23 protein-coding genes are annotated in these 24,955 nt (G+C 45.6%); 3 read left to right on the top strand and 20 right to left on the bottom strand.

Annotation, left to right across the window (positions count from 1 at the left end):
- Both VM802_RS12815 and VM802_RS12810 read right to left on the bottom strand, forming a co-directional pair.
- On the bottom strand, positions 1-1,161 hold a 1,161-nt coding region (locus VM802_RS12815; protein WP_325531015.1), incomplete at its 3' end, for a sensor histidine kinase.
- A 299-nt stretch (positions 1,162-1,460) separates the two neighbouring features.
- Positions 1,461-2,060 (bottom strand): FMN-dependent NADH-azoreductase, encoded by a 600-nt coding sequence (locus tag VM802_RS12810; RefSeq protein WP_325531013.1) that lies wholly within the window; start codon positions 2,058-2,060, stop codon positions 1,461-1,463.
- 141 nt (positions 2,061-2,201) lie between these two features.
- Here VM802_RS12810 and VM802_RS12805 point away from each other — a divergent pair, with 141 nt between their 5' ends.
- Positions 2,202-2,579: a winged helix-turn-helix transcriptional regulator gene (locus VM802_RS12805; RefSeq protein WP_325531011.1), complete on the top strand. Its 378-nt coding sequence runs from the start codon at positions 2,202-2,204 to the stop codon at positions 2,577-2,579.
- Between the two features lie 6 nt (positions 2,580-2,585).
- On the opposite strand, the gene VM802_RS12800 is transcribed toward VM802_RS12805, so the two are convergent.
- From VM802_RS12800 to VM802_RS12780, 5 genes are all read right to left on the bottom strand, one after another.
- Positions 2,586-3,101, bottom strand: coding sequence for an RICIN domain-containing protein (locus tag VM802_RS12800; RefSeq protein WP_325531009.1), 516 nt, complete (start codon positions 3,099-3,101; stop codon positions 2,586-2,588).
- A 49-nt stretch (positions 3,102-3,150) separates the two neighbouring features.
- A complete protein-coding gene (locus VM802_RS12795) occupies positions 3,151-4,665 on the bottom strand; it encodes a hypothetical protein (RefSeq protein ID WP_325531007.1) in 1,515 nt (504 codons plus the stop codon).
- 10 nt (positions 4,666-4,675) lie between these two features.
- Positions 4,676-5,731, bottom strand: coding sequence for a hypothetical protein (locus tag VM802_RS12790; RefSeq protein WP_325531005.1), 1,056 nt, complete (start codon positions 5,729-5,731; stop codon positions 4,676-4,678).
- A 62-nt stretch (positions 5,732-5,793) separates the two neighbouring features.
- Entirely contained in the window at positions 5,794-6,078 is a 285-nt protein-coding gene (locus tag VM802_RS12785) for a hypothetical protein (protein ID WP_325531003.1), read from the bottom strand.
- A gap of 9 nt (positions 6,079-6,087) precedes the next feature.
- On the bottom strand, positions 6,088-6,609 hold the full coding sequence (locus tag VM802_RS12780; protein WP_325531001.1) for a MauE/DoxX family redox-associated membrane protein: 522 nt from the start codon (positions 6,607-6,609) through the stop codon (positions 6,088-6,090).
- A gap of 390 nt (positions 6,610-6,999) precedes the next feature.
- Between VM802_RS12780 and VM802_RS12775 the strand changes: the two genes are divergently transcribed.
- Positions 7,000-7,335 (top strand): YegP family protein, encoded by a 336-nt coding sequence (locus VM802_RS12775; protein ID WP_325530999.1) that lies wholly within the window; start codon positions 7,000-7,002, stop codon positions 7,333-7,335.
- Between the two features lie 52 nt (positions 7,336-7,387).
- Here the strand turns inward: VM802_RS12775 and VM802_RS12770 are convergent, their stop codons facing one another.
- The 6 genes from VM802_RS12770 to VM802_RS12745 all read right to left on the bottom strand — a co-directional run bounded on the left by VM802_RS12770 (position 7,388) and on the right by VM802_RS12745 (position 15,191).
- Positions 7,388-7,783: a DUF4267 domain-containing protein gene (locus VM802_RS12770; protein ID WP_325530997.1), complete on the bottom strand. Its 396-nt coding sequence runs from the start codon at positions 7,781-7,783 to the stop codon at positions 7,388-7,390.
- Between the two features lie 84 nt (positions 7,784-7,867).
- Positions 7,868-9,631 (bottom strand): ABC transporter ATP-binding protein, encoded by a 1,764-nt coding sequence (locus VM802_RS12765; protein ID WP_325530995.1) that lies wholly within the window; start codon positions 9,629-9,631, stop codon positions 7,868-7,870.
- A complete protein-coding gene (locus tag VM802_RS12760) occupies positions 9,615-11,357 on the bottom strand; it encodes an ABC transporter ATP-binding protein (protein ID WP_325530993.1) in 1,743 nt (580 codons plus the stop codon). Before VM802_RS12760 ends, VM802_RS12765 begins: the two co-directional genes overlap by 17 nt.
- A gap of 503 nt (positions 11,358-11,860) precedes the next feature.
- Positions 11,861-12,712 (bottom strand): fumarylacetoacetate hydrolase family protein, encoded by an 852-nt coding sequence (locus tag VM802_RS12755; protein ID WP_325530991.1) that lies wholly within the window; start codon positions 12,710-12,712, stop codon positions 11,861-11,863.
- Positions 12,713-12,740: 28 nt separating this feature from the next.
- Positions 12,741-13,970: a DUF6786 family protein gene (locus VM802_RS12750; protein WP_325530989.1), complete on the bottom strand. Its 1,230-nt coding sequence runs from the start codon at positions 13,968-13,970 to the stop codon at positions 12,741-12,743.
- Positions 13,971-14,027: 57 nt separating this feature from the next.
- On the bottom strand, positions 14,028-15,191 hold the full coding sequence (locus VM802_RS12745; RefSeq protein WP_325530987.1) for a DUF2961 domain-containing protein: 1,164 nt from the start codon (positions 15,189-15,191) through the stop codon (positions 14,028-14,030).
- Positions 15,192-15,461: 270 nt separating this feature from the next.
- Between VM802_RS12745 and VM802_RS12740 the strand changes: the two genes are divergently transcribed.
- Positions 15,462-16,355 (top strand): AraC family transcriptional regulator, encoded by an 894-nt coding sequence (locus VM802_RS12740; protein WP_325530985.1) that lies wholly within the window; start codon positions 15,462-15,464, stop codon positions 16,353-16,355.
- Between the two features lie 10 nt (positions 16,356-16,365).
- Here the strand turns inward: VM802_RS12740 and VM802_RS12735 are convergent, their stop codons facing one another.
- From VM802_RS12735 to VM802_RS12705, 7 genes are all read right to left on the bottom strand, one after another.
- Positions 16,366-18,021 carry a UxaA family hydrolase gene (locus VM802_RS12735; protein ID WP_325530983.1) on the bottom strand — a complete coding sequence of 552 codons (1,656 nt, stop codon included), beginning with the start codon at positions 18,019-18,021 and terminating at the stop codon, positions 16,366-16,368.
- A gap of 162 nt (positions 18,022-18,183) precedes the next feature.
- Positions 18,184-18,918, bottom strand: a complete 735-nt coding sequence (locus VM802_RS12730; RefSeq protein ID WP_325530981.1) for a DUF4397 domain-containing protein — start codon at positions 18,916-18,918, stop codon at positions 18,184-18,186.
- Between the two features lie 25 nt (positions 18,919-18,943).
- Positions 18,944-19,645: an outer membrane beta-barrel protein gene (locus VM802_RS12725; protein ID WP_325530979.1), complete on the bottom strand. Its 702-nt coding sequence runs from the start codon at positions 19,643-19,645 to the stop codon at positions 18,944-18,946.
- Between the two features lie 466 nt (positions 19,646-20,111).
- The gene (locus tag VM802_RS12720) at positions 20,112-22,676 is read right to left on the bottom strand and encodes a TonB-dependent receptor (protein WP_325530977.1); all 2,565 of its coding nucleotides are present in this window, start codon (positions 22,674-22,676) and stop codon (positions 20,112-20,114) included.
- Between the two features lie 47 nt (positions 22,677-22,723).
- Positions 22,724-23,719 (bottom strand): FecR domain-containing protein, encoded by a 996-nt coding sequence (locus VM802_RS12715; protein ID WP_325530975.1) that lies wholly within the window; start codon positions 23,717-23,719, stop codon positions 22,724-22,726.
- Between the two features lie 56 nt (positions 23,720-23,775).
- Positions 23,776-24,315, bottom strand: a complete 540-nt coding sequence (locus VM802_RS12710) for an RNA polymerase sigma-70 factor (RefSeq protein WP_325530973.1) — start codon at positions 24,313-24,315, stop codon at positions 23,776-23,778.
- 287 nt (positions 24,316-24,602) lie between these two features.
- Positions 24,603-24,812 (bottom strand): hypothetical protein, encoded by a 210-nt coding sequence (locus VM802_RS12705; protein WP_325530971.1) that lies wholly within the window; start codon positions 24,810-24,812, stop codon positions 24,603-24,605.
- Positions 24,813-24,955: the final 143 nt, after the last annotated feature.

Genomic DNA, 24,955 nt, shown 5'->3' with positions numbered 1-24,955 from the left:
TGGCTCAAATATCTTAGCAACTTTCTCTTTACTGATTACACCTCTATTTTTGATCTGGAATACCAACTGCTGGCTGTTCCAGAATGTCTTGATCTCTACAGTGCTCTTCATTGACGAGAATTTCACAGCATTGGACAGCAGATTATTGATAATCTTGATCAAAACAAGCTTGTCACTCAAAATAACAGTAGGCAATTCCTTATCTGCCTGATATTCTATCCTTACCCCCCTTGAATTGGCCACGTATCTGTTCATTATAACACAGTGCTCAATACATTCCCGCAAGTTGAGAGATTCCTTACTGATTGTATTAAAACGGCCTGCATCAATCCTGGACATATCCAGCACATTATTGATAATATTCCTGGCTACATAACAGGCAGAATAAAGGTCGTCAATCTCCTGACGTTCTTCCTCAGTGGCATATTCATCCTTACGCAGCTGCATTAGCTGTGCAATTCCGAAAATCGCATTCAGAGGAGTCCTTAATTCGTGATAAGTTTCTCTTAGAAAAATACTCTTCGCAACAGATGCATCTTTTAATTTTCTCTCTGAGTTTAACAGATTCTTTATTTGAAAAACATAAGTGGTCATTATTATAATGATCAATAACATAAATGCTCCGGATGTAACCATTCTAACCACATTCGCAATGTCTGGACCGAAACTGAGTGGTTTTAATAGAGCATAATGATTATTAACCTGAACTCCAACCATTAATACTACGGTCCCCGCCAGGCAATAGATCAACACCTTTCTTTCATTGTATATCACAAAAGCGCTACTTAAGTGAAAAACAATAAGCGCCAGAAATGCGATCAATAATTCCATTTGGATGGCAGCTCCGAGTACAATGCTCCAGTAAACAGCAAATATTACGTGTATCACCAGCATTGCCAGGTTAGCCCTGAAATACTTTTCTAAATGATTCAATCCCAGAACCGACAAAAAACATAATGTCTCAATAATAACAGGATAAAGTATAAGCGGACTTCTGTTCAAACAATAAAAGGAAAAACCCACCGACATTACAAGAAAGCACATCGTCAAAGCAATACCATTTACAATCCTTACCGGGTTTTTCTCAGCTGGTTTTTCCAATTCACTTGTGCCGGGAGAGAGCAATTTGTCAAACACTGACTTCAATAGACCAGTTTTCATACGAGTTATTTATGAGGTTTTCAGTGAAACAGAGGGTCACTATAAAAGTACGTCAATTGTTCCGTATAAGAGAAAATATCAATAATAAAAACCGCGCGGAGGGAGTTAAAGCCAGACTGTTTACATTTGATTTAGATAAGCCACTATAAGGTTTTCTCAAAAGGATACTTATTCACTTCTTAATACATTACCCTTAAAGATAATGAAATAAAAAATTACCAGGAAAGAAAATCTCCGGTTAACACCAGAAATCTTCTTTCCTGACAATAAAACACCTGTTCACTGCAATCGTATGGCGCTCATATCATTACCCGCTCCAGCCCCTTCTGCACAGCAATGTCTTTGTGTTCAGACATGCCTGCACCCTCAATGCGGTAAGTAGTTACATCCGTGATGCCCACAAAGCCCAGCACATGCTTGAGATATGGCTCTGCAAAATCAAATAGCTTCATCGGCCCTTCAGAATATACACCATTAGAGGCTACAGCGAGGTATGCCTGCTTCTCTTTCAGTAACCCCTCCGGTTTGCCGGTAGCATAGCTGAAAGTAATGCCCACCCGGATAATGTGATCTATCCACGATTTCAGCGACGGAGGAAAGTTAAAATTGTACAGCGGAAAGCTGATTACAAGAATATCTGCCCACAACACCTGCGCAACGGCATCATCTGAACGACGAAGCAACGCGGTATGCTCCGGTGTATAGCCATCTGGCCGCCGCATGAGCGCATCAATATAGGCCGCCTTATAACTGCCGTATTCATGTTCCGCCACATTATTCACCTGAAGGGTTGTTCCGGGATAGCGGCTTTCAATACGTTCAATAATCCTGTTCCCCAGCCGGATGCTGTTAGACGCTTCTCCCCTGGGACTGGAAACAACATGCAATACTTTTTTCATAATTTTATGCGGATAACTTTGTTGAAATTTTCAGCCTGCGCTGATTGAATACCTGTCAACAAAATTACCCGGCTATATCACCTGATGCACCGGGGTAACACATAGGTTACCGCTAACCTTTTGATTAGTTAAAGATCGATCATGGAAGAAACATCTGTTAATACACTTCCCCTCAACAGCTTTAAATGCCTGGGCATGCTGCCCGCTGTGGATGATGCCCTGTACGCCATTGGTGGGAAATGGAAACTAAAAGTGCTGATTGCGCTCTCCTCCGGGCCGCACAGGTTCAATCAGCTGCAACGCATGGTGACCGGCATCTCTGCCAGAGTATTGTCCAACGAGCTGAAAGAGCTGGAACTAAACCGCCTTATCAAAAAAAATATACTGGCTCCATCCATCCCCGCCATAGTAGAATATGAGCTCACAGAATATGCTGATACCCTCTCCCCCATGGTACAGGCTATCGTGGAATGGGGCGTGATGCACCGGAAGAAAGTCATGAGCACTCCACAACAGTAATGATCATCACATTTCCGGATACTGCTCCTGTAACGTCCATTGCTGTAAACGGCCATCGGCTCTCTTTGCCAGCAGGATGCCAGCATTCACCGTCCCTTTGTTATCTGCTGGGGTAAGATATAATGAAGCGCCTTTCAATTTTATGAGATAAGTATTCTTCCCTGCGGGGATAAACTCATATTCCTGTACCATATTACCTGCTACCAGCGGCTGTTCCTCCAGCCCAGCCCCATCTGCCGCCTTAGCACCTTTCGGCTGAAAGGTTTTTCCCGAATAGAGATTCTGCAGCTGATAAGTCTGATCTTCCTGATGCTTAAAGTCCCATGTAACACATTTCCAGTTTACGGGAGAGTACGCCACAATAGGAGTTCCGTTTTCAGTACCGGCATCTTTGATCCTGAGAACAATGCCTGTAGCTACATTCCGGATAGCGTAAGTACCTTTAATAACCTGTGCGTAAATATCAGTGGTTATGGTATTCCCCAGGAAAACCAATAACAGTAAAGTGTGCAGTGTTTTCATAATAGTTGGAGTTATTAGTATGAAGTTAATTCAATCATTGTATAATTGCTTACTCTACCACCTCAAAATAATTCTTCGCTGAAATAATATCCTTGGTAGATACCCCCTGGATAATACAGGTAAATACCCCCTTCAAGTCATTTGTAAAAAAACTGAAAGTTGCCTCTCCATTTTCGTCTGTGACAAGCTGGTAGTTCCAATAAAGGGTCGAATTGACTTCCTGAGTCAGCTCCTGGATCTTAGTATAATCAATCTGCGGGAACATTTCCTCCTCGTGGGTGGGCTTGATTGATTTTATAAATTCACCGGATTGACGATCCGTAGCACATTCCCCCATATATAATATATACCTCCCACTTCTCCTATCATAGTATTTCTCGCCAATCTTTGGAGGTACAGCCGGAGGGGCTCCATCACACATCCAATGTTGTAATTGGCATACATATGCGTTGCAGCTCTTCATTTTAACTGTTTGCGCTAAATCCAATGGTTCATTATCTTCTCTGGCATTTACAGTCACTCCTTTTAAAGTCTTAACCCGTCGTCCCAATTCCTCAGCGGTAAATACATCTGATTCAACCACCGGAGGTAACCTATCTATAGTATAATTATATTGCCCTAACTGAAGGTTAATACTATCCGCATTTTCAACTAACTGTATTGTGTACAATGACTGCAAATTACCGAGGATACTCAGCATTAACGTATTATTACCGGTTACAAGCATGTAATGATCTATGCCAAATCCACCCTTCTCATCGGTATTTATTATATTCATGTTTTTATCTTTCATCAGCAGCATCTTCACTGAGTGTTTTGGCCTTTTCTCATTAAATAAAACATATCCCTGCAAAGGCCTGATTATATCCATACTAGTATCCAATACTGGTTTACTGCCATTCTTATATTGATCTACATAGTAAAAATGTCGAATATCGTTCAACCGACCCGGAGGAAGACGCCTGCTGTAGACACAAGCAACTGAAAATATGCCTCGTAAAGGATTCCCATAATCATCTGTTAATTTCACTTTCCAGGAAGATCTCGATCTTCGATGATAAATCGCCGAGTCAGGTTGAAGTGATATTTTAATCTTTTGCGACGGCGGAACATGACCTTCATTCTCTAAACTTATCTGCTTAATTATGGATTCAGCCTTCTTTACAGAACCGATATTAATCCATTGCTGGTATTCCTTCTCAGCCTTGTTAGCGACATATTCATCTGTATAAGCTAGCAACGAATATTCCCCAGCCAATAAAGAATCTGGTAAGAATAATGCTCCTTTACTAATTCCATGATTGATTGCAAAACGCTCTGATAGAATGGGCTTTTTTGTTTTACCATTACAGAGTGTCACATAGAGCGTGTTCAGGTGTTTAGTGCTATCACTTATCTTTAAGTTTAGCAAATATGCTGTAAACCATATTCTTTCATTGGGCAGATAAACTGCCTTATCAATGTGCAGAAATAGTCCCGAAGAGCATTTTGGCTGCGCAGATATTTCAAAACCAGATACAATTATCATAATCAGACCCAAAAGTAACTTGGTTTGTACCCTCATCTTAACAGCGTTAATATGTAGTATTATCAAATTTGGATACATTAAATGTGTACATGACAATCTTATTACTATATACAGCTATAAATCTGCTTCCAATTATCCGGAAATCCGAAAGCTTCTCCTGATATTCATTCGGAATATAAAAGCTAAATAGATATTTGCCATTCGAAAGATCATACGCATCGATCACCGCATTTTGCTGATTTGCTTTACGGCCTTCATTATCCGCCCGAATCCCCGATGCTATATAAAGATGAGCATTATCAATTGCCACTTGTTTATTAACTACCAGAGGAGGAGCGGACATTCTGACATCTCCATTCCTGTCGGGCTTGCCCACCTTAATTTTTTCATATTGAACCGTATCAATTGTATTTCCTCTATATAATACTGTTAACAAAGAATCACAAACGATAAACTGATTACGGTAAAAATAAGTATAGACAAACCTACCTTGTCTCCTATCATATTTCATCAATCCATCCATACTCATAATTCCCTCATCTTGCTGTGTGAGCAGGGAATCATTAATATTGAGCGTCTTCCCGTTGCTTATCCCCAGCATAAATGCTTTGTTGCGCACCAGTCTTAAAATGATTTTCGAATCTGAAATGGGTATTCCGATATCAAATCTCGTTCTAACAGTATCTGTTTTTTCAACCTCCCAATTCTCTATACCACCCAAAAAAACAATGGAAGAACTACCATCTGCAATATAAAACGAGCTATCCAATACCATTAGCGCTGCACCCAAACGAGGTTTAGACCAGCTCGCTCCTATGTGAACCATAACTCTGTGGGTCTCTTTTTCCACTATATTCACGTCAATCAGATAGTTAAGAAATTCCAGGTTGGCCACATATATGTGTTCGCCGGTAAATCCGGCAACATACCAGTCTGACCTATCTATACTCCATTCTGCTTTTTTTATGGGTATTTCATATAAAAAGTTACGCTCAAATCCATTCAGATGATTTGCTTTAACTTCCTCTAACCAGCACAAGAGACCTATTAAAAACACTGCCCCTACAATTATACTCAGCAATATTAAAACACGTTTGCTCATAGGATGTATCTACATGACGACGGGAAGAATTGCCTATCTTCCCGTCAGTAACTAAAAATGAATTAAAACAATGTTCTCAGGAAGTAAGCAGAAAACCCTATTTCGCAGTTAATTTGATTATCAAACGCCCCCTTTCCCCTGATTGTACATACATGACCGGTCCAGCGAACATTACATACTTGGGAAAAATCTAATTTACTGTACGTACAAGTATAATTATTCAACCATTTCGCAAATCCATAATCCTGTCCCTGGTCAGGAGTCTCTGCATTAGACCTCGTCGAAAAGAACGCTGATGCCAAAGCCAGCAGCATTACACCAATACCCATTGCTTTAAATTTCTTCATAATGAAAAATTATTTTCCTTTAATACGCCTACTCTCTTCTGCAGGTTTTCGGCTATCCCTGTCTTTGCGCAAAGATTTATACATCCTTCCCGGTGAATAGATTAGGATCGCCAGGACTATCAGTATCACAAACACCAGATTAAAAACCAGATGCTGTTCCCAGGTCATCCGTTGCAATATGCCGCCGCAGGAACAGGGCACCGATTCACTGAAATGCGTAATGGCTACTATATAAGCCGTAAACATTACCATCAGGCCGAAGCTGGCATACAACGCCGCCAATCTGTACCGCGCTGATAGCAGAAAAAAAGAAAGCACTACCTCAGTTAAAGGCACTATCCAGGAAACCAATTCGGAAAAAGAAGTAAGCAAGGGAGATTGTCCCAACTGACTACGGAACTTCTCCATATCCATCCATTTGCTGAATGCTGCATAAAAGAAAAGCAGGATTAACAATAAGCTGATCACATCCACAATTATCCTACGCGGGTCTGTCTGTCTTCGTTTCCCCCGGAACGCTGAAACATTCATAGCAATAGTATTTAGCCGTTAAATGCTATATCAGATTGAATTGATACCATTACTATAGCTGTGAAAACTAAAACAAATGAAGTGGAACAGTCAGAGATGATAAAAGGGTTACAGTACGTAATATAACTATTTTTCACATTCGCCAATCAAAAGATTAACAAACATTAATTCTATCCAGTTATATAAAAAATAGGGGGATAATTCTATCAACTGCATCTTAATACACAAAATTAATAATTGATTATTTTAAGCATTGAGGATCTCTATGGAATATTAAAATGAGGTTTATATTTAAAAAAGATTTTTTCATTTCCCCGACAAATCCTCCCGGTAAACTTTTCATGTTCCCCCAAACACCCTACCTTTACACTATCTAAAACCACATATCTTATGAGCACCTTTGTTATCACCCAAAGCAACAACGGCGAGTTCCGTTTCAAACTCACAGCAACCGGTAATGGTCAGACTATCCTGGTAAGTGAAGGATATACTACCAAAGCCAATTGCCAGAATGGAATTTCTTCAGTGAAGACCAATGCGCCACATGATGAACGTTATGAGAAAAAAATTGCTACCAATGGTAAACATTATTTCAACCTCAAAGCCACCAACGGACAGGTAATCGGTACCAGCGAGATGTATGAAAGCACTTCCGGCAGAGATAACGGTATAGCATCCGTTAAAGCCAATGCACCTGCAGCCGCCATCGATGACCAAACTGCCTGATTGAAACAAAATAAAATGGCCCCCCTGCTTATTGCAGGAGGGCCATTTTATTTTATCGCTTCACGCCCGCTGTGCGTATATAATAAATCCCTAACACTACTGCCAATACCACTGCTGTTGCATGCGGATACACCTTCGCCACTTCATATCCCGGATGTGAGACCACCAATGACATATCGGTCACTGGTACCATCATCGCCAGTAATAACAGCCAGCCCAATGCCCTGTACTCCTTCATCAGCAGCAACACCACAATGATGGCGCCTGAAAACAGATCCCGGATGCCTTTGATATAATGAAAGGAATAATCTCCGCTCACCGGCACATGTATGCCAAATGCATCTTCCGCAGTAAGTGGCGCCAATAAAAACCTAACCCCTATAAATACCAATAAAAGGCCAGTGATGATTGTCAGACTGAATGCGGTTGTTTTAGCAGCTTGTTTCATAGTTTGTGTTTTAATTTTCTGATGATGAAACAAAACTACGGCCGCAAAAATCCCTGTTCATGCACCTGGGTTAATTAATAACCATCAGCTGCTAATCCCCGTATTCATCAGCTTATCCATTGCATTCTGCAGGGAGCCGGCCCGTGTCACTTCACCGGAGTTCACAAAAAAGATCTCGTCTGCACTCTCTATGGTATTCAACCGGTGGGCAATGATCACCCGGGTCGTTTCCTGTGGCAGCCTCTCCAGGATCTCTCCCAACAACTGTTCTGTAACAGTATCGATATTGGCAGTAGCTTCATCCAATATCAACAGACCCGGTTTCCGCAACACAGCCCGCATAAAAGCTATCAACTGCTTCTGGCCAAGACTGATGCTATCTCCGGAGGATGCCACCTTTGTTTCCAGCCCTTCCTCAAAAAGCGCCAGCAGCTTCTCCAGGTTGGCTTCTTTAATCACCTGCTCAAGCTGTTCATTAGTATAACTTTCATACTGACTGTTGCCATACAATAAGTTCTCCCGCACAGTGCCTGTAAAAAGAAACGGCTCCTGCAAGATAAACCCGATCTGCTGCGAGCGCACCTCTGCACTGTACGATCTTATATCCCGGCCATTCAGCAACACGGCTCCGCTGGTCGGATCATACAACCGGGCTATCAATGACGCGGTAGTGGTTTTACCCCCACCGGTTGGCCCTACGAGTGCATATGTTTTCCCTTTCTCCAGGTTAAAGCTGATATTATGCAATATCTCTTTACCCCCGGGATAACCGAAATGCACATCCCTGAATTCCAGCAATGATGCAGAAGCACCAGTGGAAGTGCGGTCTTCAATGGTAGTCAGATTGCTTTCAAGCCCCAGTATTTCAGAGATACGGTCCCACCCTGCCATCGCTATCTGGAAGTTGGCCCACAGAGAGGCCAGCGAACGCAATGGAGAATAGAAATAGTTAACGTACGCCAGGTAGCTCACCAGCAACCCGATTGTAAACTCACCCTTCGCAATCATGTAAACGCCGCCCGCAAGCACCAGCAGCTGTGCCATACTCGAACACATAGCATAGAAAGGCAGAAATACGTTATTTGCCAGCCCCGCTTTGACGGAGGTCTGGTAGTTTGTCTCATTCACTTCATTGAACCGCTTTCTGAAATAGTCACGGCGATTAAAGGCAATGATCACCTTGAAGTTGTTAAGACTCTCCTGTATCTCTGCACTCAAATTACCAGTGGTTTTCATACTGGCAGCATTCTTTCTTTTCACCCAGGGCGACAGCACCCGCGTGAAGATCAATATCAACACAGCTGGCACCAGTGCTATCATTCCCGCCCTGTAATTAATGACCAGCAGAAAAATACCCGCACCGAACATCGTTACAATATTGCTTACGAACTGCATCAGCGACTGGGAAAAAAACTGGTTCAGCTTATCTGTATCATTGTTGACACGTGAAATCAGGTCACCAGCCTTATTCTGGTTGAAAAAGGCAACCGGCAACTCCTGTATCTTATGAAAAACTGCATTACGCAAGGTGAACAAGGTATGTTGTCCTACGCCTCCCATCAACCGCATCTGGAAATAGTTGACGAGAAAGGCCAGCAGGTATGCTCCCAGCAGAATGCCACCAAATATCAATACGCCATGAAACTGCTTATGTGTTATATAATGGTCTATGGCATATCCTATGAGGAAAGGCCCCAGCAGGCTTAATCCGGAGTTCACCAGCATAGCAGCAAGGGCAAGAACAAGGTTTTTCTTTTCGGTAGATATCAATTGCAACAGGTTACGAAAGGCTGCCAGATTGGAAGCCCTGTGTTGCTTTTCCGGGAACTGGCTAAGATTGTAATTCATAATTACTGGTGCTTTGTTGGGATTTATAGATCTGTACATATTCCGGGCTGCTGTGCATCAGCTCCTGGTGGGTGCCGCCTGCTATAATCTCCCCCTGCATCAGCAGGAGGATCTGATCATAATGCTCCACGGAGGCAATCTTCTGTGTTACCGAGAGTAATGTGATCCCGGCATAGTTGTACTGCACATTATCCAGGATCTTTTTCTCCGTATTAGTATCTACACGTGCGGTGAAGTCGTCGAGTAGCAATAACCTGGGCTCCAGCGCCAGTGCACGCGCCAGCATGACGCGTTGCTTTTGTCCGCCGGAAAGACTCGAGCCCCGCTCAGAAACGATGGTATCTTCTTTCTCCGGCAGGCTGGCAATGAACTCTTTCAGTTCTGCCGTAGTAACAGCCTTCTCCATGGAACCGGCCGTCACCTGCTGGTTGAAAGCGATGTTTTCGCGGATGCTCATATTGAAAATGATGCTGTCCTGAAATACAAAACCTACCTGGTTATGATAAAAACCACTATCGTAATCTGCTACTGTATATCCGTCTACCAGTACTTCCCCGGATGTCGGTTGTATCAATCCGGTGAGCAGATACAACAGCTGTGTTTTGCCCGCTGCTGTTGGCCCGATCACCGCTACTTTAGTTCCTGCCTTCACAGAGAAAGAAATATTCTTCAGCACTTCCTTCTCTCCATATTTTACCGTTACATTTCTAAATTCAATATTTCCCTGCACAGATGCATTAACGGTGCCTTTCCCTGAGGTATCCGGCGCATTCAGCACCGCGCTGATACGCTGATAAGACGCCGTAGCCTGTGCAATCACATTACTCATAAAGCCTATCAGCAGAATGGGGAAGATCAGCAAAGTAAGGTAGGCGCTGAATGCGGCGTAATCTCCCATGGTCATAGAACCACTGATCACGAAATGTCCACCCAGCACCAAAATGATCAGCGAGCCCAGACTCGCTATCAGTGTGATCACCGGTATCAGCCCGGCAAATATTCTCAGGATAGAAACCCCGAAATTGAGTGCCCTGGTATTGGCGCCAAGGAACTTGTTGTACTCCAGCTGCTGGGAATTGATCACCCTTATCAGCGCCGCGCCAAGAATACTTTCATTGATCACTCTGTTGAGCCAGTCCATCACCTCTCTGTTGTTAAGGAACAATGTCCGGACTTTCTTCATCACCATAAAAAAGCTCACGCCTATTATCGGAAGTATGGCCATCACTGCCAGGGCCAGTTTCCAGTTGATAATAAGCAACAGGATACAGGCGCCAATGATGATAAAAATGGAAGATGCCAGCGTGGCTACTGCCAGCGATACATACATTTTGATGGAGTCTACATCCGCAATAAGGTTGGTGAGCAGTCGGGATGGATTGGCTTGCTCCACCCAATAGTACTGCTGCCTGGAGATCTTGTCGGAAAGACTGGTGCGCAGATCTTTCGCTACTTTCTCTGAAGCATACGTCTGCAGAATATTCTGCAGATAAGTAAACACCAGGATGACGAAAACCGCCAGTGAGAACTTCAGCGATAACGGACCTGCATCGAAAGTTCCGTGGGTATAGGCGTCCACGCCTTGCCCGATGATCCTGGGTAGCCAGAGGTTAAAACCGTTACCCAGCAGGGTAAACAATATCAGCAGAAAGATCATTCCTGCATACGGCTTTAACAGGCTGGCAATTCCTGGTTGCTTTTTCTGATTACTAGTTTCCTGTTTCATATATAAAAATTACTGCTGGCGTGGTTATATCATAGAAAGCCCCTTGCCGGTATTACCGGTATTATCATTTCGTTTATTCCACGAGAAACGCCTCTGGCGCTCCATTCTCTGTTTCCATAAAGACTGGTGCTGATACAGGGCCCGTTGACAAATCAATGATGTGCTTGTGTTGAATGTATACTGCCTGCAGGTGAGGTTTTCAATAGACCCGAGGCGATTGAGTTTTACAAATATACTGTTTGAGACATCGCTTCCATTTTATGCCCTGAAGGTACAGTTAATTATTGACAGATTTTTATTTTTTTGATATACACAGGCTGTAACCTTTGCCGCTGTAAAGCCGTTTGACAAAAGACTTCCAGCTCATTACACATCGTTTCCGGAAGTAAGTGTACCCCATTTAAAAAGCGGGCCGGCAGGCAGCTTCGGCTACCGCCTGGTTTACTGCAACTGCCGGTACAACAGTTGCGTCCGGCCCGCGAACAGAGAGCATCGTCTTTATCTTATACACCTGCTTTTACAGTATTCAGCAATACGCCAATATGATCGATGGCTATTTCTACCAGGTCATTTTCCTGCAAAGTGAATCCATTGCCAGGGACGAGACAGGTGCCTGTCATCAGGTAGCAGCCGTGGAGAAAGCGGCATCCCCGGTACAGGTACTCCACCAGCTCAGTATGCGTGCGTTTCATCTGGCTGATGCTGATGTGATCATGAAAAAGCATGGCTCCGTTTCGATAAATTTTCATCTGAATAAGGGTATCTGAAGGTATGGGCAGTTCTGTCACCAACAGACACGGACCAATAGCGGCACATCTCTCATATGTTTTCGCCTGTGGCAGATAAAGCGGATTCTCTCCTTCTATACTTCTCGAACTCATGTCGTTACCAATCGTATAGCCGGAGATATTACCCTCTCTGTTCACAAACAAGGTAAGTTCCGGCTCCGGCACGTTCCAATCAGAATCACGCCGGATGTAAATTTCATCCCCATGCCCCACAGTACGTTGCGGCGTGGCTTTGAAAAAAAGTTCCGGGCGCTCAGCCATATACACTTTGTCGTAACACGCAGCGGCCCCACTCATCTCAGATTCTTCCATACGCGCCACTTTGCTGCGCTGATAGGTAACACCCGCAGCCCACACTTCCTGGCTACCGATAGGTGGGAGCAGATCCCCCCTCACGATACTGGCGATATCCGGCTGTGACAGCACATCTGCAAGTAAGGCCCGCAAAGCGGAAAACAAAGGCTGTCTGTTCACCAGTTCATCCCACTCTACAGAAATATGATACCATTGCTGCTGATACTCAGCAAAAATACCTTTACGGGTGCGGTAGAGTTTTATGTGATTCATAACACCTGCTTTACAAAGTAAGGAATCCTTACCTATCAGGAAAAACACGGGATATCTCGTCCAACGATCTGTTCCATATCATCTTTGACAATTGGTCCATAGCTGCCTTATCTCCCTCCAGATGAGCCGTCATCTGCCGGTAAATGATAAAATCACCAGGTCGCAGCGCACGGGTATCAGAAGAAGATTCCAGCTCATAAAAAGGTCCCAGCTGCGAGCCATCAGGCAGCGGCCCATCGTTGTAGCAGTTGAGCACATCACCTTTATACGGCTCCCGCTGATGTTCCCATTTGGAATTCACATAGCGGCCATTTTCCGCCACACTGAAGCAGATCAGCGTGATGCTGCCGGTCTCCAGGTCTACGCTGCCGGCTAACGGACGAGCTACTTCGGGCGACAACCCTATCTTTCCTCTCGACTTTCCATCAGCTTTCATTAGTAGTAAGCTGTCCTTTATCTGCAGGTTTTGCGGGGATATCTTTCCAAAATAATCATCATGAATAAACTGAGTAGCCTGGGGCAATGGTCTGAAAGGCACGGCAATCACTGTTTTCGGGGAGGGCTGGTACATACCCAGCAACCAGATGGATAAAAGGCCTGTCTGCTCGTTCCAGGGCTGAACGCCACTGTTGGCGAGCTTATTCTCGGTTTCATAGGCCACCAGTGATATACCGGCAGGCAGCACAATACCTGTGCGCTTCTTGAATGCAATAGTGTCAAGCAATGAGATCCTGCGGATGATAGTAATGTCGAAATCCGCTCCTGCATAGTTCTTCAGCGTAGCGCGCTTGCTGTAGGTAACGCTGGCATCTGTTCTGTTGTCGAGATTGAAGTGGGCAGTGTCCAGCAGTCCGGGCGTTTGCCAGTTGCTGAAATCAAAGGGGGACCCTTTCGGAAAGAACAACGAATACTGCCCTCCTTCAGGCCCCAGCCAGAAACGCTCTTCGCCGCCATAGGCATTGATGTGCGAACGATAACTGCCAGATGCAATCAACGGTCTGTTGATCCAGCCATAGCTTTTACCGGAGCGCCCGCCGGTGGTACTGGTCATCACGCGGGCCTGGTAGTCGCCGCTCACCAGCACCTGGCTACTGTCTGCTGTATGTTGCAGCACAACCACATTCTTGAGGTGCTGGCGCAGGAAATCTGCATCTTCGCCGAATGAAGACGCTCCAGGCTTCTTTCCCGGCCCGTTTCCGCGGCATCCCGCCAGGAAAACGGCCAGCATCAGCCATGGGATCATAAAAGGTTTTTCCATTGGTCAGATCAGGTTTAGATTCGTGTATGCGTTATTGTTATGCTCACTGTATGATTGTCAATTCACTTCCAGTTCGTCTTTAGTTGGCAACTTGGGAAAAGTATGATGAGGCTCTGATTGATACCAGAATACCACCGATGCAATGTCTGAACGTTGAGGCAGGTAACGCCCGTCATGCCTCCAGCCCAGATCCTGTATGGTTACCTTCAGATCTTTGCTGAAACGTACAGGATCCATGATATGCCAGCGGTACAAACCAAAACGCTGCTGCGACCTGTAAGTGCCGTCGGGTCGCAGTACCTGTGGCAGCCCGGAATAAGGTGTGGAAAACTCCGTGTACTTACCGCCACGGTCGAAATTATAGGAACCGCAGAAATAGTCTTCTGTGCCAGTACCACAGATGGTGGGAAACTTTGTATCGCCATCCAGGAAAAACTTAATCTCTCCTTCTCCCCACCAGCCATTATTATTCACACCTATCGCCATGTATACACCTACATACTGGCCTTTCCCTTTGACATTATCTGCTATCACATAGTCGGAAGTAATATTGGGATTACTGCGACGGAACTGCGCGTGAAAGTATGCCGCATCATCCGGCACTTTGGTAAGCGTATAGTCTATCTGGTAATACAGGCGCATCGCTTCATGGTTGATGTTCTCCATGGTGATGCGGCACTTCCGCCGGAAGGGCATGGTCCAGTAACAATTGAACGCACTGCCCGGGTTTACCGCTACCGGCAATGAATGCAGCGCGGCATATTCTCCCCAGCCCATGCCAAAGAAGTCTCCCACCGGGCATTCCACAGAAGGCTCCTTTTCATCATCCCAGTAAATACGTAAAATAGAAAACCGCCAGACGCCAGTTGGTGTCATCCACATATGCTGAATAGCTCCGCTGCCATCAATTTCAGCAAGGGTGAATGTTTGTCCGGATTTGATCTCAATAAACGGATTCACCTTCCATCCCTGCCCAAGGTCCCTGGCGGCGCCAGCTGCGTTGGCCCGGTTAGGTTCTTTATTATCTTCCGGCCTGGCCATCCCCCCCTTCCCTTTTTCTCCAGTGAAATTTTCCGGACTGATAGAGCGTGTCTGCGCGTCAGACAGACGGTAAAGGTTACCCAGGTTCATGTCCAGCCCGTTGAAGCTACCCGGCTGTTGTGACATTGCAGGTATCGTAAAGCCAAGCAACAATACGAATATGCTGATACAATGATTCATGCGTCTATGATTCATGTGCGTCATTTGATGATGTAGATTCGGTTTGACGGGATTGGCTTTTCTGTTGATTTTTTCATACATGGTGCGCTGCTGATATAGTATTATCACGGGTTGGCATATACCCGCTTCATCCAACATAGTATCTATACAAAATAAAGTCTTTAAATACTCCTGAAAAATTACCCGATTAGCACATTTTAATACTATATTGGCATTACGGCCTTGTATCTCCGGAGAATTATAGTTAGATTCATTCCTTAATTCCACTGCATGAAACCGATTCTGCGTAAAGTTGATACCGGGCACAACTATTCTTTCAGCGTACGGGAAGACATCTACCCTTACCTGTACAATCACTGGCATTATCACCCGGAAGTAGAGCTGACCCTCATCCGCAAAGGCAGCGGCATGCGCCTGGTAGGCGACAGTATGGAAAGATTTGATGACGGCGACCTGATTCTGCTGGGCGCTGATCTGCCGCATATGTGGCGAAGCGATGATATTTATTTCCAGGAACTACCCGGCTTACAGATAGAAGCAGTGGCCGTGCATTTCAAAAGCGACTTCTGGGGGCCCGGATTCCTCGACCTCCCTGAAATGAAACAGATCAAAAACCTGCTGACTAAAGCCAGACATGGCATCCGGATTAATGGCCAAACCTGCGAACTGATCACTGCAAGGATGGAAGCGATCCTTAAAGCCAGCCCCACTCAGCGGATCTCATCCCTGCTCCATATGCTCGACATGATCGCTAACTCTAATGAGTACTCACTATTGTCCAGCATTGGCTTTACTAACTCCTACAATATTGTCAGCACAGATAACATCAACAAAATATACACCTATACCTTCAACAATTTCCAGCAGAAAATAACGCTGAAAGAAGTGGCGGCTGCAGCTAACATAAGCCCCAATTCATTTTGCAGGTACTTTAAGTCAAGAACGCTGAAAACTTACTGGCAATTCCTGCTGGAAGTGCGCATCGGGTATGCCTGCAAACTGCTGATCGAAAACAACATGGGTGTATCGCAGGTGGGCTATACCTGCGGCTTTAACAATCTCTCCAACTTCAACAGACAGTTCAAAGGCCTGACCAACAAAACACCCCTGCAGTACGTAAAGGAATATGTCACCAGGAGCCAGCTGCTGGCAGCTAGCGGCTAACAACTAACGGCTATAAAGAAATCCCCCTCTTCCAGGGAATAAAATCATCATGACCGCTGAAAGTAGCTCTGGCTTTATATTCTCCACTCGCTGTCCGGATGATCAGATCAAGAATACGTTCCCCTGCCTGCTCAATAGTCTCCTCACCGCTGATAACTGTACCCGCATCCAGGTCAATGATGTCGTTCATTTTATTGTAAAGCGCCGTATTGGTAGACACCTTCAGTACCGGCGCAATGGGATTGCCGGTTGGCGTGCCAAGGCCGGTTGTGAACACCACAATAGATGCGCCGGAGCCGACTTCCGCTGTCGTGGATTCTATATCGCTGCCAGGTGTGCACAACAGGTTAAGCCCCGGCTTGCGCTGCTTCTCGGGGTAATCCAGCACATCAACCACCGGCGACGTACCCCCCTTTTTCGCCGCACCGGCAGATTTGATAGCATCCGTAATCAATCCGTCGCGCACGTTACCGGGAGATGGATTAGCATAAAACCCCGACCCCATCGCTTCTGCACGCGCATGGTACTTCGACATCAGGTCCATAAAACGCGTGGCTGCCGGTTCATCCACACAGCGATCGCTTAGCTCCTGCTCTACCCCACATAACTCCGGAAACTCTGACAATATCACGGAGCCTCCCAGCGCTACCAGCAGATCGGAAGTATGTCCCAATGCAGGATTCGCGGATATGCCGGAGAAGCCGTCAGAGCCGCCGCATTCAAGCCCTACACATAGCTTGCTCAACGGCGCAGGCTGGCGCCTGATCGCATTGGCCTGCACAAGACCCGCAAACGTATACCTGATCCCCTTTTCCAGCAACACGGTTTCATTCCCCGTTTCCTGCTGCTCCAGTATATACAATGGTTTGGAAAATTGACTGTCACGCCTTTCTATTTCCTGCTTCAGCAGCGACACCTGTGCATTCTGGCATCCCAGACTAAGCACTGTGGCCCCGGCCACATTAGGATGCGTGATATATCCGGCCAGCAGGCCGCATAAGGCAACGGTATCATCTTTGATGCCACCACATCCCATCGTATGGGTGAGCAACTTAACACCATCCACATTGGGAAACAACTGCTCCCCGGCCGTACCGCCTGAAGAACTACCCAGATCTGCTGCCAGCAGCTCCTCCTGCGATTTACCCTGTTTATATAACGATACCAGTTGCTGCACCTGCGTTTGCTGCAGAGATGTATGCATGCGGTATCCCAACTCTTTTATGAAGGCATCATGTATTACCTCCACATTATGGTTTTCACAAAACACCAGTGGTATAATCAGCCAGTAGTTGGCAGTACCAACAGATCCATCAGGACGGTGATAGCCCATAAATGTTTTATTGCGCCATGTTGTTATATCAGGCGCATCCCAACCGGTACGGCGGCTGCCAAGCGCATAGCCTCCGGAGGCATGCTGTACATTTCTCACGGAAAGGAGGCCGCCCTGCGGAATCGCGTGCATGGCCTTTCCCACGAGCACGCCATACATAATGATGTCATCTCCGGGTTGGAGCGGGGCTGCTGCAAACTTATGTTTGGCCGGAACGGGTTCCGTCAGCGTGTATTCATGTCCATTGTCTTTCACCGGGGCGCCCGCCGGCATATCTGTAAGAGCCACTATAGCGTTATCATTCGGATGTATCCGGATAGTTTCTGTGTTCATGAGGGCCAAATTCGATCTGTGATTGGAATGGTTATGGTTATCTCAAAGAAAGATACTCCGGAAATATAGAAAAATCAAATCATTGGCATTTTCCTGTACTATATTGGCAAATAGAAAAGCCACGCCGTTGGCGTGGCCTCGTGCATGGTTCCTGGCTATGGTCTATTTATGCTGCCATTGCTGAAGCCCTACCCCTAAGGCTCCAGTGCCCTTGGCAAGCCCGCTTAGGTACAGTGTAACAATCTTCCCTTCCATCAGCTTCACAGATGGGATGTCAAGAATCGTCTTAACTGTGCCATCTTTTACTTTCACTTTAACACGGTAATCGCCGGATGCAATTGGCTTAAATGTGGAAAGCACCGCAACATCAGGCTTCTCACCGATAAATGGCGTATTGCTCACCAGGCGGATACTATCGCTGCCCTTGAACACATCAATATCCACATTAGGCGTATTAGGAGACAAGTGCAGGAAACGCAGGCTGGTTTTACCTTTACCCGGATCGCTGAGATTGTCATTCAGCAATACCGCCCTGATCTTATTATTCAGCAACGTATCATACAGGAAAAGGGAATAAGTTCCTTTGTCTGCAAGTTTGTACTTGTTGTCCACCACCACTTTGCTTCCGTCAAGCGTGAATTTCAAAGCGGCATCATTCTGCACATCCACTGCCATATAGGCTTTGGACTGATTCAGGAACTGTACTTTGTCCTGGATCTTTTTACCGTTTACATCGATGGACAGTTCACCGGTTTTGGGGGAAGCGTGTACCAGTTGTATGCCGGCATTCTTAGGCTGCGGAGGAGCCGGGGTATCTTTCTTATTGCAGGATGCAAACGCCATTCCTGCCAATAGTGCACAGGCAATGCCCTTCAGAGACATTCTTACTTTTTTCATATGCTTGGTGTGTTTAAATATACTACTACAGTACAGCCATAGGCAAGAGCATCTGCGATGCCCGTGGTTTCCGTAACATTGCTTTTCTGCGGCTGATGATATATCCGATTGAACAATTAAATGATTGATTACGCAGCACACTATCGTCACCCTGTCTGGACAGGTTACGCAAGCCGTAATCCACCTGCAGCGTGATACTAAGCATTCGCCGGATCTCAAAACTATTCGTGAATGACAGGCCATAGTCCAGCCGTTGCAACGTTGTTGTTGCATCGTTATCCAGGTATCCAATAAAATGATTCTTATTCTTTAAATATTTCAGGCCATATGCCTTATCGTTCAGCAACCATGCGGTATAAGGTCCGGCTCCCAACAGCAGTCCCGTAGCGGGCGACAGGCTGAAGTATCCGGTAATCAACAGCGGCAACTGCAGGTAGTTGAGCCGCAATACACTATTGCTGAAATTACCTGTCTCTTTATCCGCTACCGGAAATACACTACCGCATTGCTGAAAGAAAATACCTGTTTGGACTCCTACCGGTCCGGAAACATCAAAGTCAGCGGCAATACCCGCTTTGAGCCCCGGTAACATACTTCCGTAAAAGGCTTCCACCCCCATACCACCCATACCACGCGCGAGATTAAGGCCAGCTTCTATCTTCAGCTGCTGCGCGGCCACATGACTTATCTGTAGTACAAGGAATATTACAAGTATCAGATATTTCATACAGCCTCATTTAATGATTGATCTCTATTGGTAAAACAGGAGACGCCCAAAACTTCCTACACCCGGGCCGCGGTTTTTTTTGATGTGCATAATTATTTTGATAATTGTGAGATACAATGATATATGCAAAAGGCCCATTTAGATTGATTCTAAATGGGCCTTCCTTTTTCATTTTTTATCTCATTATAATCTTCACTGTAATCTTCATTCATCAGAAGAATCAAAACAATCACATAAATCATAGTAAAATAGAGGCCAGCCACGAAAGCGGCGCCTCTGTTGATAAAGTGCCACACCTAAGCGGTGTACATTCCCGATTTAAAGTCTTAACCATATCATATCCGTTAAACCGGGAAGCATCGATCAAAATAAACTAGTGAAAATTAGAGGCCAGCCGCAAAAGAGGCACCTCTGTTGTTAAACTATTTTGAGTATAAATTCGCTAGATCTAACAATATATCATCTGTCAGAAATTCAAGGTATAGGACAGATAATATGTAAGGTCAAATATTCGATTGCCTGATAAGTTTAAGTTACCATTATCACCCGCATTCTCGATATCCGTCGAATATTTAAGCCTTGATTGATATGCATTGTACAAACCTCCTGAAACCTTGTGTCTCAAATTGCCTGTAACAAAATGATAATTCACATTAGCATTAATCCGTTGATTACAGGGCCCCCGTTTGCTGTAAGGCGATGACCAGTCGTATTTAAAACCATCATCATCTTCCACCGGGAGAATGTTCACCGACTGCAACCAGTCACCTGAGCTGAAATACCACACCATCCCCAGATCCCAGTGCTTATCCGGACGATAGTTGGCAGCAATATTCACATTATGCCGCCTGTCGAAACGGAAGGGAAACTTCTTCCCGTCATTCACATCTTCAAACTGTCGCCAGCTCCACGCCAACGTATAAGATAACTGGAACTGCCACTTCTTCCACTTTTTGCCTGCCAGCAGCTCTGCACCATAGCTCCAGCCTTTGCCGGTAGTAATGTCCTGCTCCCACGTATCTTCGTTATAAAAGTTATTTCCTTTATCTGCGAAGTTGGTGACGTTGTTCATCTTCTTGTAATACACATCGGCAGAGAAAAAATTGCCTTTATTATCATTCAGATTGTATCCCAGGTTGAACATATCACTCTCAGCGGGCCGCAACAGTGCAGTACTGGGCACCCACAGCTCACTGTTTACACCAAGATAGGGGCTTGTCACCTGATGCAGGTACTGCGCCATCCTCGCGTAAGAAAAACTCAGATGCTGATTTTTCCCGATACGGTATGCTGCAAATAACCTCGGCTGAAATGAACTGAAGTTATAACTCCTGAACTTGTACGAGCTGAAAAGCACGCCGGGTCGGATCAACAACCGTGGATGAAGCCTGAACTCATTTTCATAATACAGTGAATATTCTGTGAAGGGCAGCGGCTTCATCGCCTTAAAGCCATCCGGCACTTCCCCCACTTTCGAAGAGATATTTGTTCCAAACGGATGTATCACTGTATACAGCGCCTTGCCACCGAAGCGGAATTGTGTTGTAGGCGATGCATTGATTTCAAACTGCGTTCTGGCCTCATACCGCTCTATGGATGCGTAGGTATTGTACGCCTTCGTCTCCTTGGCTTCTCCGGTGGAATCATACACCGTGAACTTCATACCTGCGAGATTATGATAGTTACTCACATTCACCGTCGTGTTTACAAATGCGCGCGGCCCCAATACATGACTCCAGTTAACCGTTGCCAGCCGGTTGCCCCACACCTGCAGATTCTGGTACTCATTTTCACTCAGCTCCAGGCGATCCTCGCCCATATATCCGCTGACCATTAACTTATTGTTGCTGTCGAACAGATGCGTGACCTTAAAATGAATATCGTAAAACCGTAACCGGGAGTTGCTGTCAATCATATGCAGCAGCGGGTCAGACCAGCTTCGTCTGAAGGAGGCCATCATTGCGGTACGTCCTTTCTTCAGTGGTCCTTCCAGCGTTAGGGCGCCTGCCAGCAGACCTGCATTGGCCTGTCCGCTCCATTTGTCCATGCTGCCGTCTTTGGTATTCACTTCCGTTACGGATGACAATGCACCATCAAACCGGCCGGGAAAATCATTCTTGAACTGCCTGATCGATTTCATCGACACTTCACTGACGATAGACAACTCTCCCAGCAGGTGCGTTGGATTGAATACCTGATTGCCATCCAGCAGAAAAATACTCTGCTCCGGATCACCTCCGCGCACCATCAGCTTACCCGTGCTTTCCTGCGATTCCGTATTACCCGGCATCATGTACAATGACCGCACAGGATCACTTTCACCAAGAAAGTTGTTGTAAGCGGTAGACAAATACTTTTCCATACTGGAACCGCCATCTTTCGGTACCATCGCACCAGGTGTCACCTTTACTTCCGGCAATACGGCAGGACTCACAGCGAGATTACGTCTCGTTGTGGCGTTGATAAACACCTCTGACATTGTTGGAGGATAACCTGCGTGCATCACTTTTATATGGTGAATGCCCCCGTTCAACCGGAGGCTGTAATACCCAAACATATTCGACTGACACATCTGCCCGGTCTCCATATCCCTGATAATTGCATAAGGCAAAGGTTCCAGGCTACTCTCTTCAGTGGTATATCCAAACAGGATATACTCATCCGGGGGTTTTAGGGTTGTCAACACTGCCTCTGAAGGAATCAGCACAATCTTTCCATTCCGCTCCGCTATTTTCACCTTTCTTCCCGCCAGCAGCTCATTCAATACTTCGCCAACTGTTGTTTCTTTTTCCTGCAGGCTTATAATTCCGCCTCCTTCCAGATATTGTCCTGAATACTCAATGACAGTGCCACTCCACACACCGAGTTTTTCTAATAAAGCTGTCACTGTTCCCTTTACGGTATGGCACGTAAATCTCTTTCCGAGCAGCCTCCCCTGGGCAAAGGCACTGCTGCCGCCAGTTAGGATGATCAGTAATAAAAATAGTTTCAGTCCTGCTTTACTATATTGTAACTGAGCGGACACCCCCATTATCGTTTGCTTTAATCACCGTCTGTTTAATTCACTAAGAAAAAGGGTCAGTAAATATTGATTACATTGTCCTCCTGTTTACGGTAGTGAAGGCCTGTAATAACAGTTATTTCTTCCAGTACTTCGTTCAGCGGCTGTCCCCGGAAGCTGGCAGTAACCTTCACTGCGCCCATTTTTAGCGTATCATTCAGTTTAACAGTTGTTCCATAATATGATGACAAATCCCTGATCACCTCCTGCAGCGGCGTATTGGTAAACTGAAGCACACCAGTCTGCCAGGAAAGACAATTGGAATCAGTTACGTCTCTTTTTTCAAATGACTTGCCGGTAAAAGACACATCTTCTTTTGCTGAAACGACACATTGATTTTCCGGAGCTGCTTTATCGGAGAACATAATCTTTCCGGTCATTACTACCACGCGGTCTGATTTGGTGGTCGTATTTACTACGAAAGAGGTGCCCAGTACTTTTATCAATGACCTTTCAGTTTGAACCCGGAAAGGTAGTTTCTCATTTGGCGCGATATCAAAGAAAGCATCTCCGATAAGTGCTACCTGTCTGTCACGGTTACCAAACGCAGAACTATAGGTAATGGTAGCGCCCTTACGAAGCAGCACCAGTGAGCTGTCCGGCAGGCGGACATACCTGTTCGCTGTATCTGCGGTGGCCACCCTCCATGTTACCTGCTTATCTGTTTTGTGAAACAGCTGCCAGCCGGCAAGTATCGCAACTGCTGCTGCTGCCGCTGCAATGCCACCTTTGAGGTATTTCCAGATCATCACAGTGCGACCCTGCTTATCCTCTTCTTCCACACTACGCATCAACCGCTGGTCTACACGCTGCCATGCTCTGGCTACATCAAAATCAGGACTGCGAAGTATTTCAGCGCTCTGATCCCACACCGCATCATAGCGGGCCAGCTCGGCTTCATGCGCTGGCTGCTGCCTTCGCCATTCATCCAGCACCTTCTCCTCTTCCGGTGTCATAGCACCCCGGAGCCGGTTTACGATAATCTCTTTTATGCTATCTGGTAATACAGTCATAATTTCTCTCACTCCTACTTAACAAAACATAAACTATTGCAATGTTCCTATCTTCCTCATAAAAAAATCAGTATCCACGAACCCGCACTTCTGGCAAAAGCTTTCAGCAGCTTCAATGCTTTCCACAACTGGTTATTTACCGTCTTCACAGATATACCAAGACTGTCAGCTACCTCCTGGTTACTCAGTTCTCCCATGCGGCTCAATAGAAAAACTTCCTTGCATTTCGGCGGAAGCTGCTCTATACCCTGTCCCAGTAATGCCTGATAATTCACCGTTTCTTCTGATGATGGCGTCATCTCTGCTATGGCGTCATTATCTTCCAGATCCATCTCAGAAAGGCTATATACCGGCAGCCGTTGCTCCCTGCTCAGATAGGTAAGACTATTATTGCGTACCGCTGTAAAAAGATAAAATCTCAGGCTATCAGATTGTATCAGGTCTTTGCGTGTTTCCCAAATCCTGACGAACACTTCCTGTACAATATCTTCGCACACACTCTCTTCCTTCACAAAACTGTTAGCATATTTGCAAAGCGGGTTATAAAATTTTTCGAATACCAGCCGGAACTGTTCGTAAAGACCATCTGCACGCACAAGCGATAAATTTTATAATAAATACAGTACTTCTGATGCGACTCCCTCCGCGCGCATGAACAGTTTTCCTTGTTGAAGGCCCGTTCGTTGTACACTAGAAACGTGATTTCATGCTCCCCCCTCTACTGTCTCATCATTATTTTTTAAGATTTAATGTCATTTTAATAATGGCGGTCTCAGTCTATCAAACGGGAAAGTCCCCCTCTGCTGAAGCAGGGGGAGACCGCGTAATTCACAAACCATATCGATTCCGCCATCTGTTGCCGCACTGGTTGCGGCTATGATCTTTAATGTTTTTTAATCGGCTTCTTTGCCGGATCTTCCTTCTGCGGTGCTTTTCCTACCGGCACAACAACATGGCTGGATGCTTTCTTCGCAGTATCTGTAGCCTGTTTACGGGGCGCCTTTGACGGGGCCTGTTGCGCCATCGTTCCGGCGGCTGTGCCTACCATAACGGCTGCTGTCAGTATTGTCGCAAAAAATAACTTGTGCTTCATAAAGTTGCTTTTAGTTGTTTAAAAAAACGGCCGGAATATCCACCGCGTATGACAGTAAAACTCCAGGTCTTGAAACTTTCCTACCGTATGCCGCTGGATAAGCTGTTAAACTCATGTTAAAGCCGGAATCGGTATTAAAGATT

It is taken from the genome of Chitinophaga sp., from assembly GCF_035538455.1.
Classification (GTDB): domain Bacteria; phylum Bacteroidota; class Bacteroidia; order Chitinophagales; family Chitinophagaceae; genus Chitinophaga.
The sequence above is the reverse complement of the archived record's forward strand: the minus strand, read 5'-3'. Positions and strand labels throughout refer to the sequence as shown.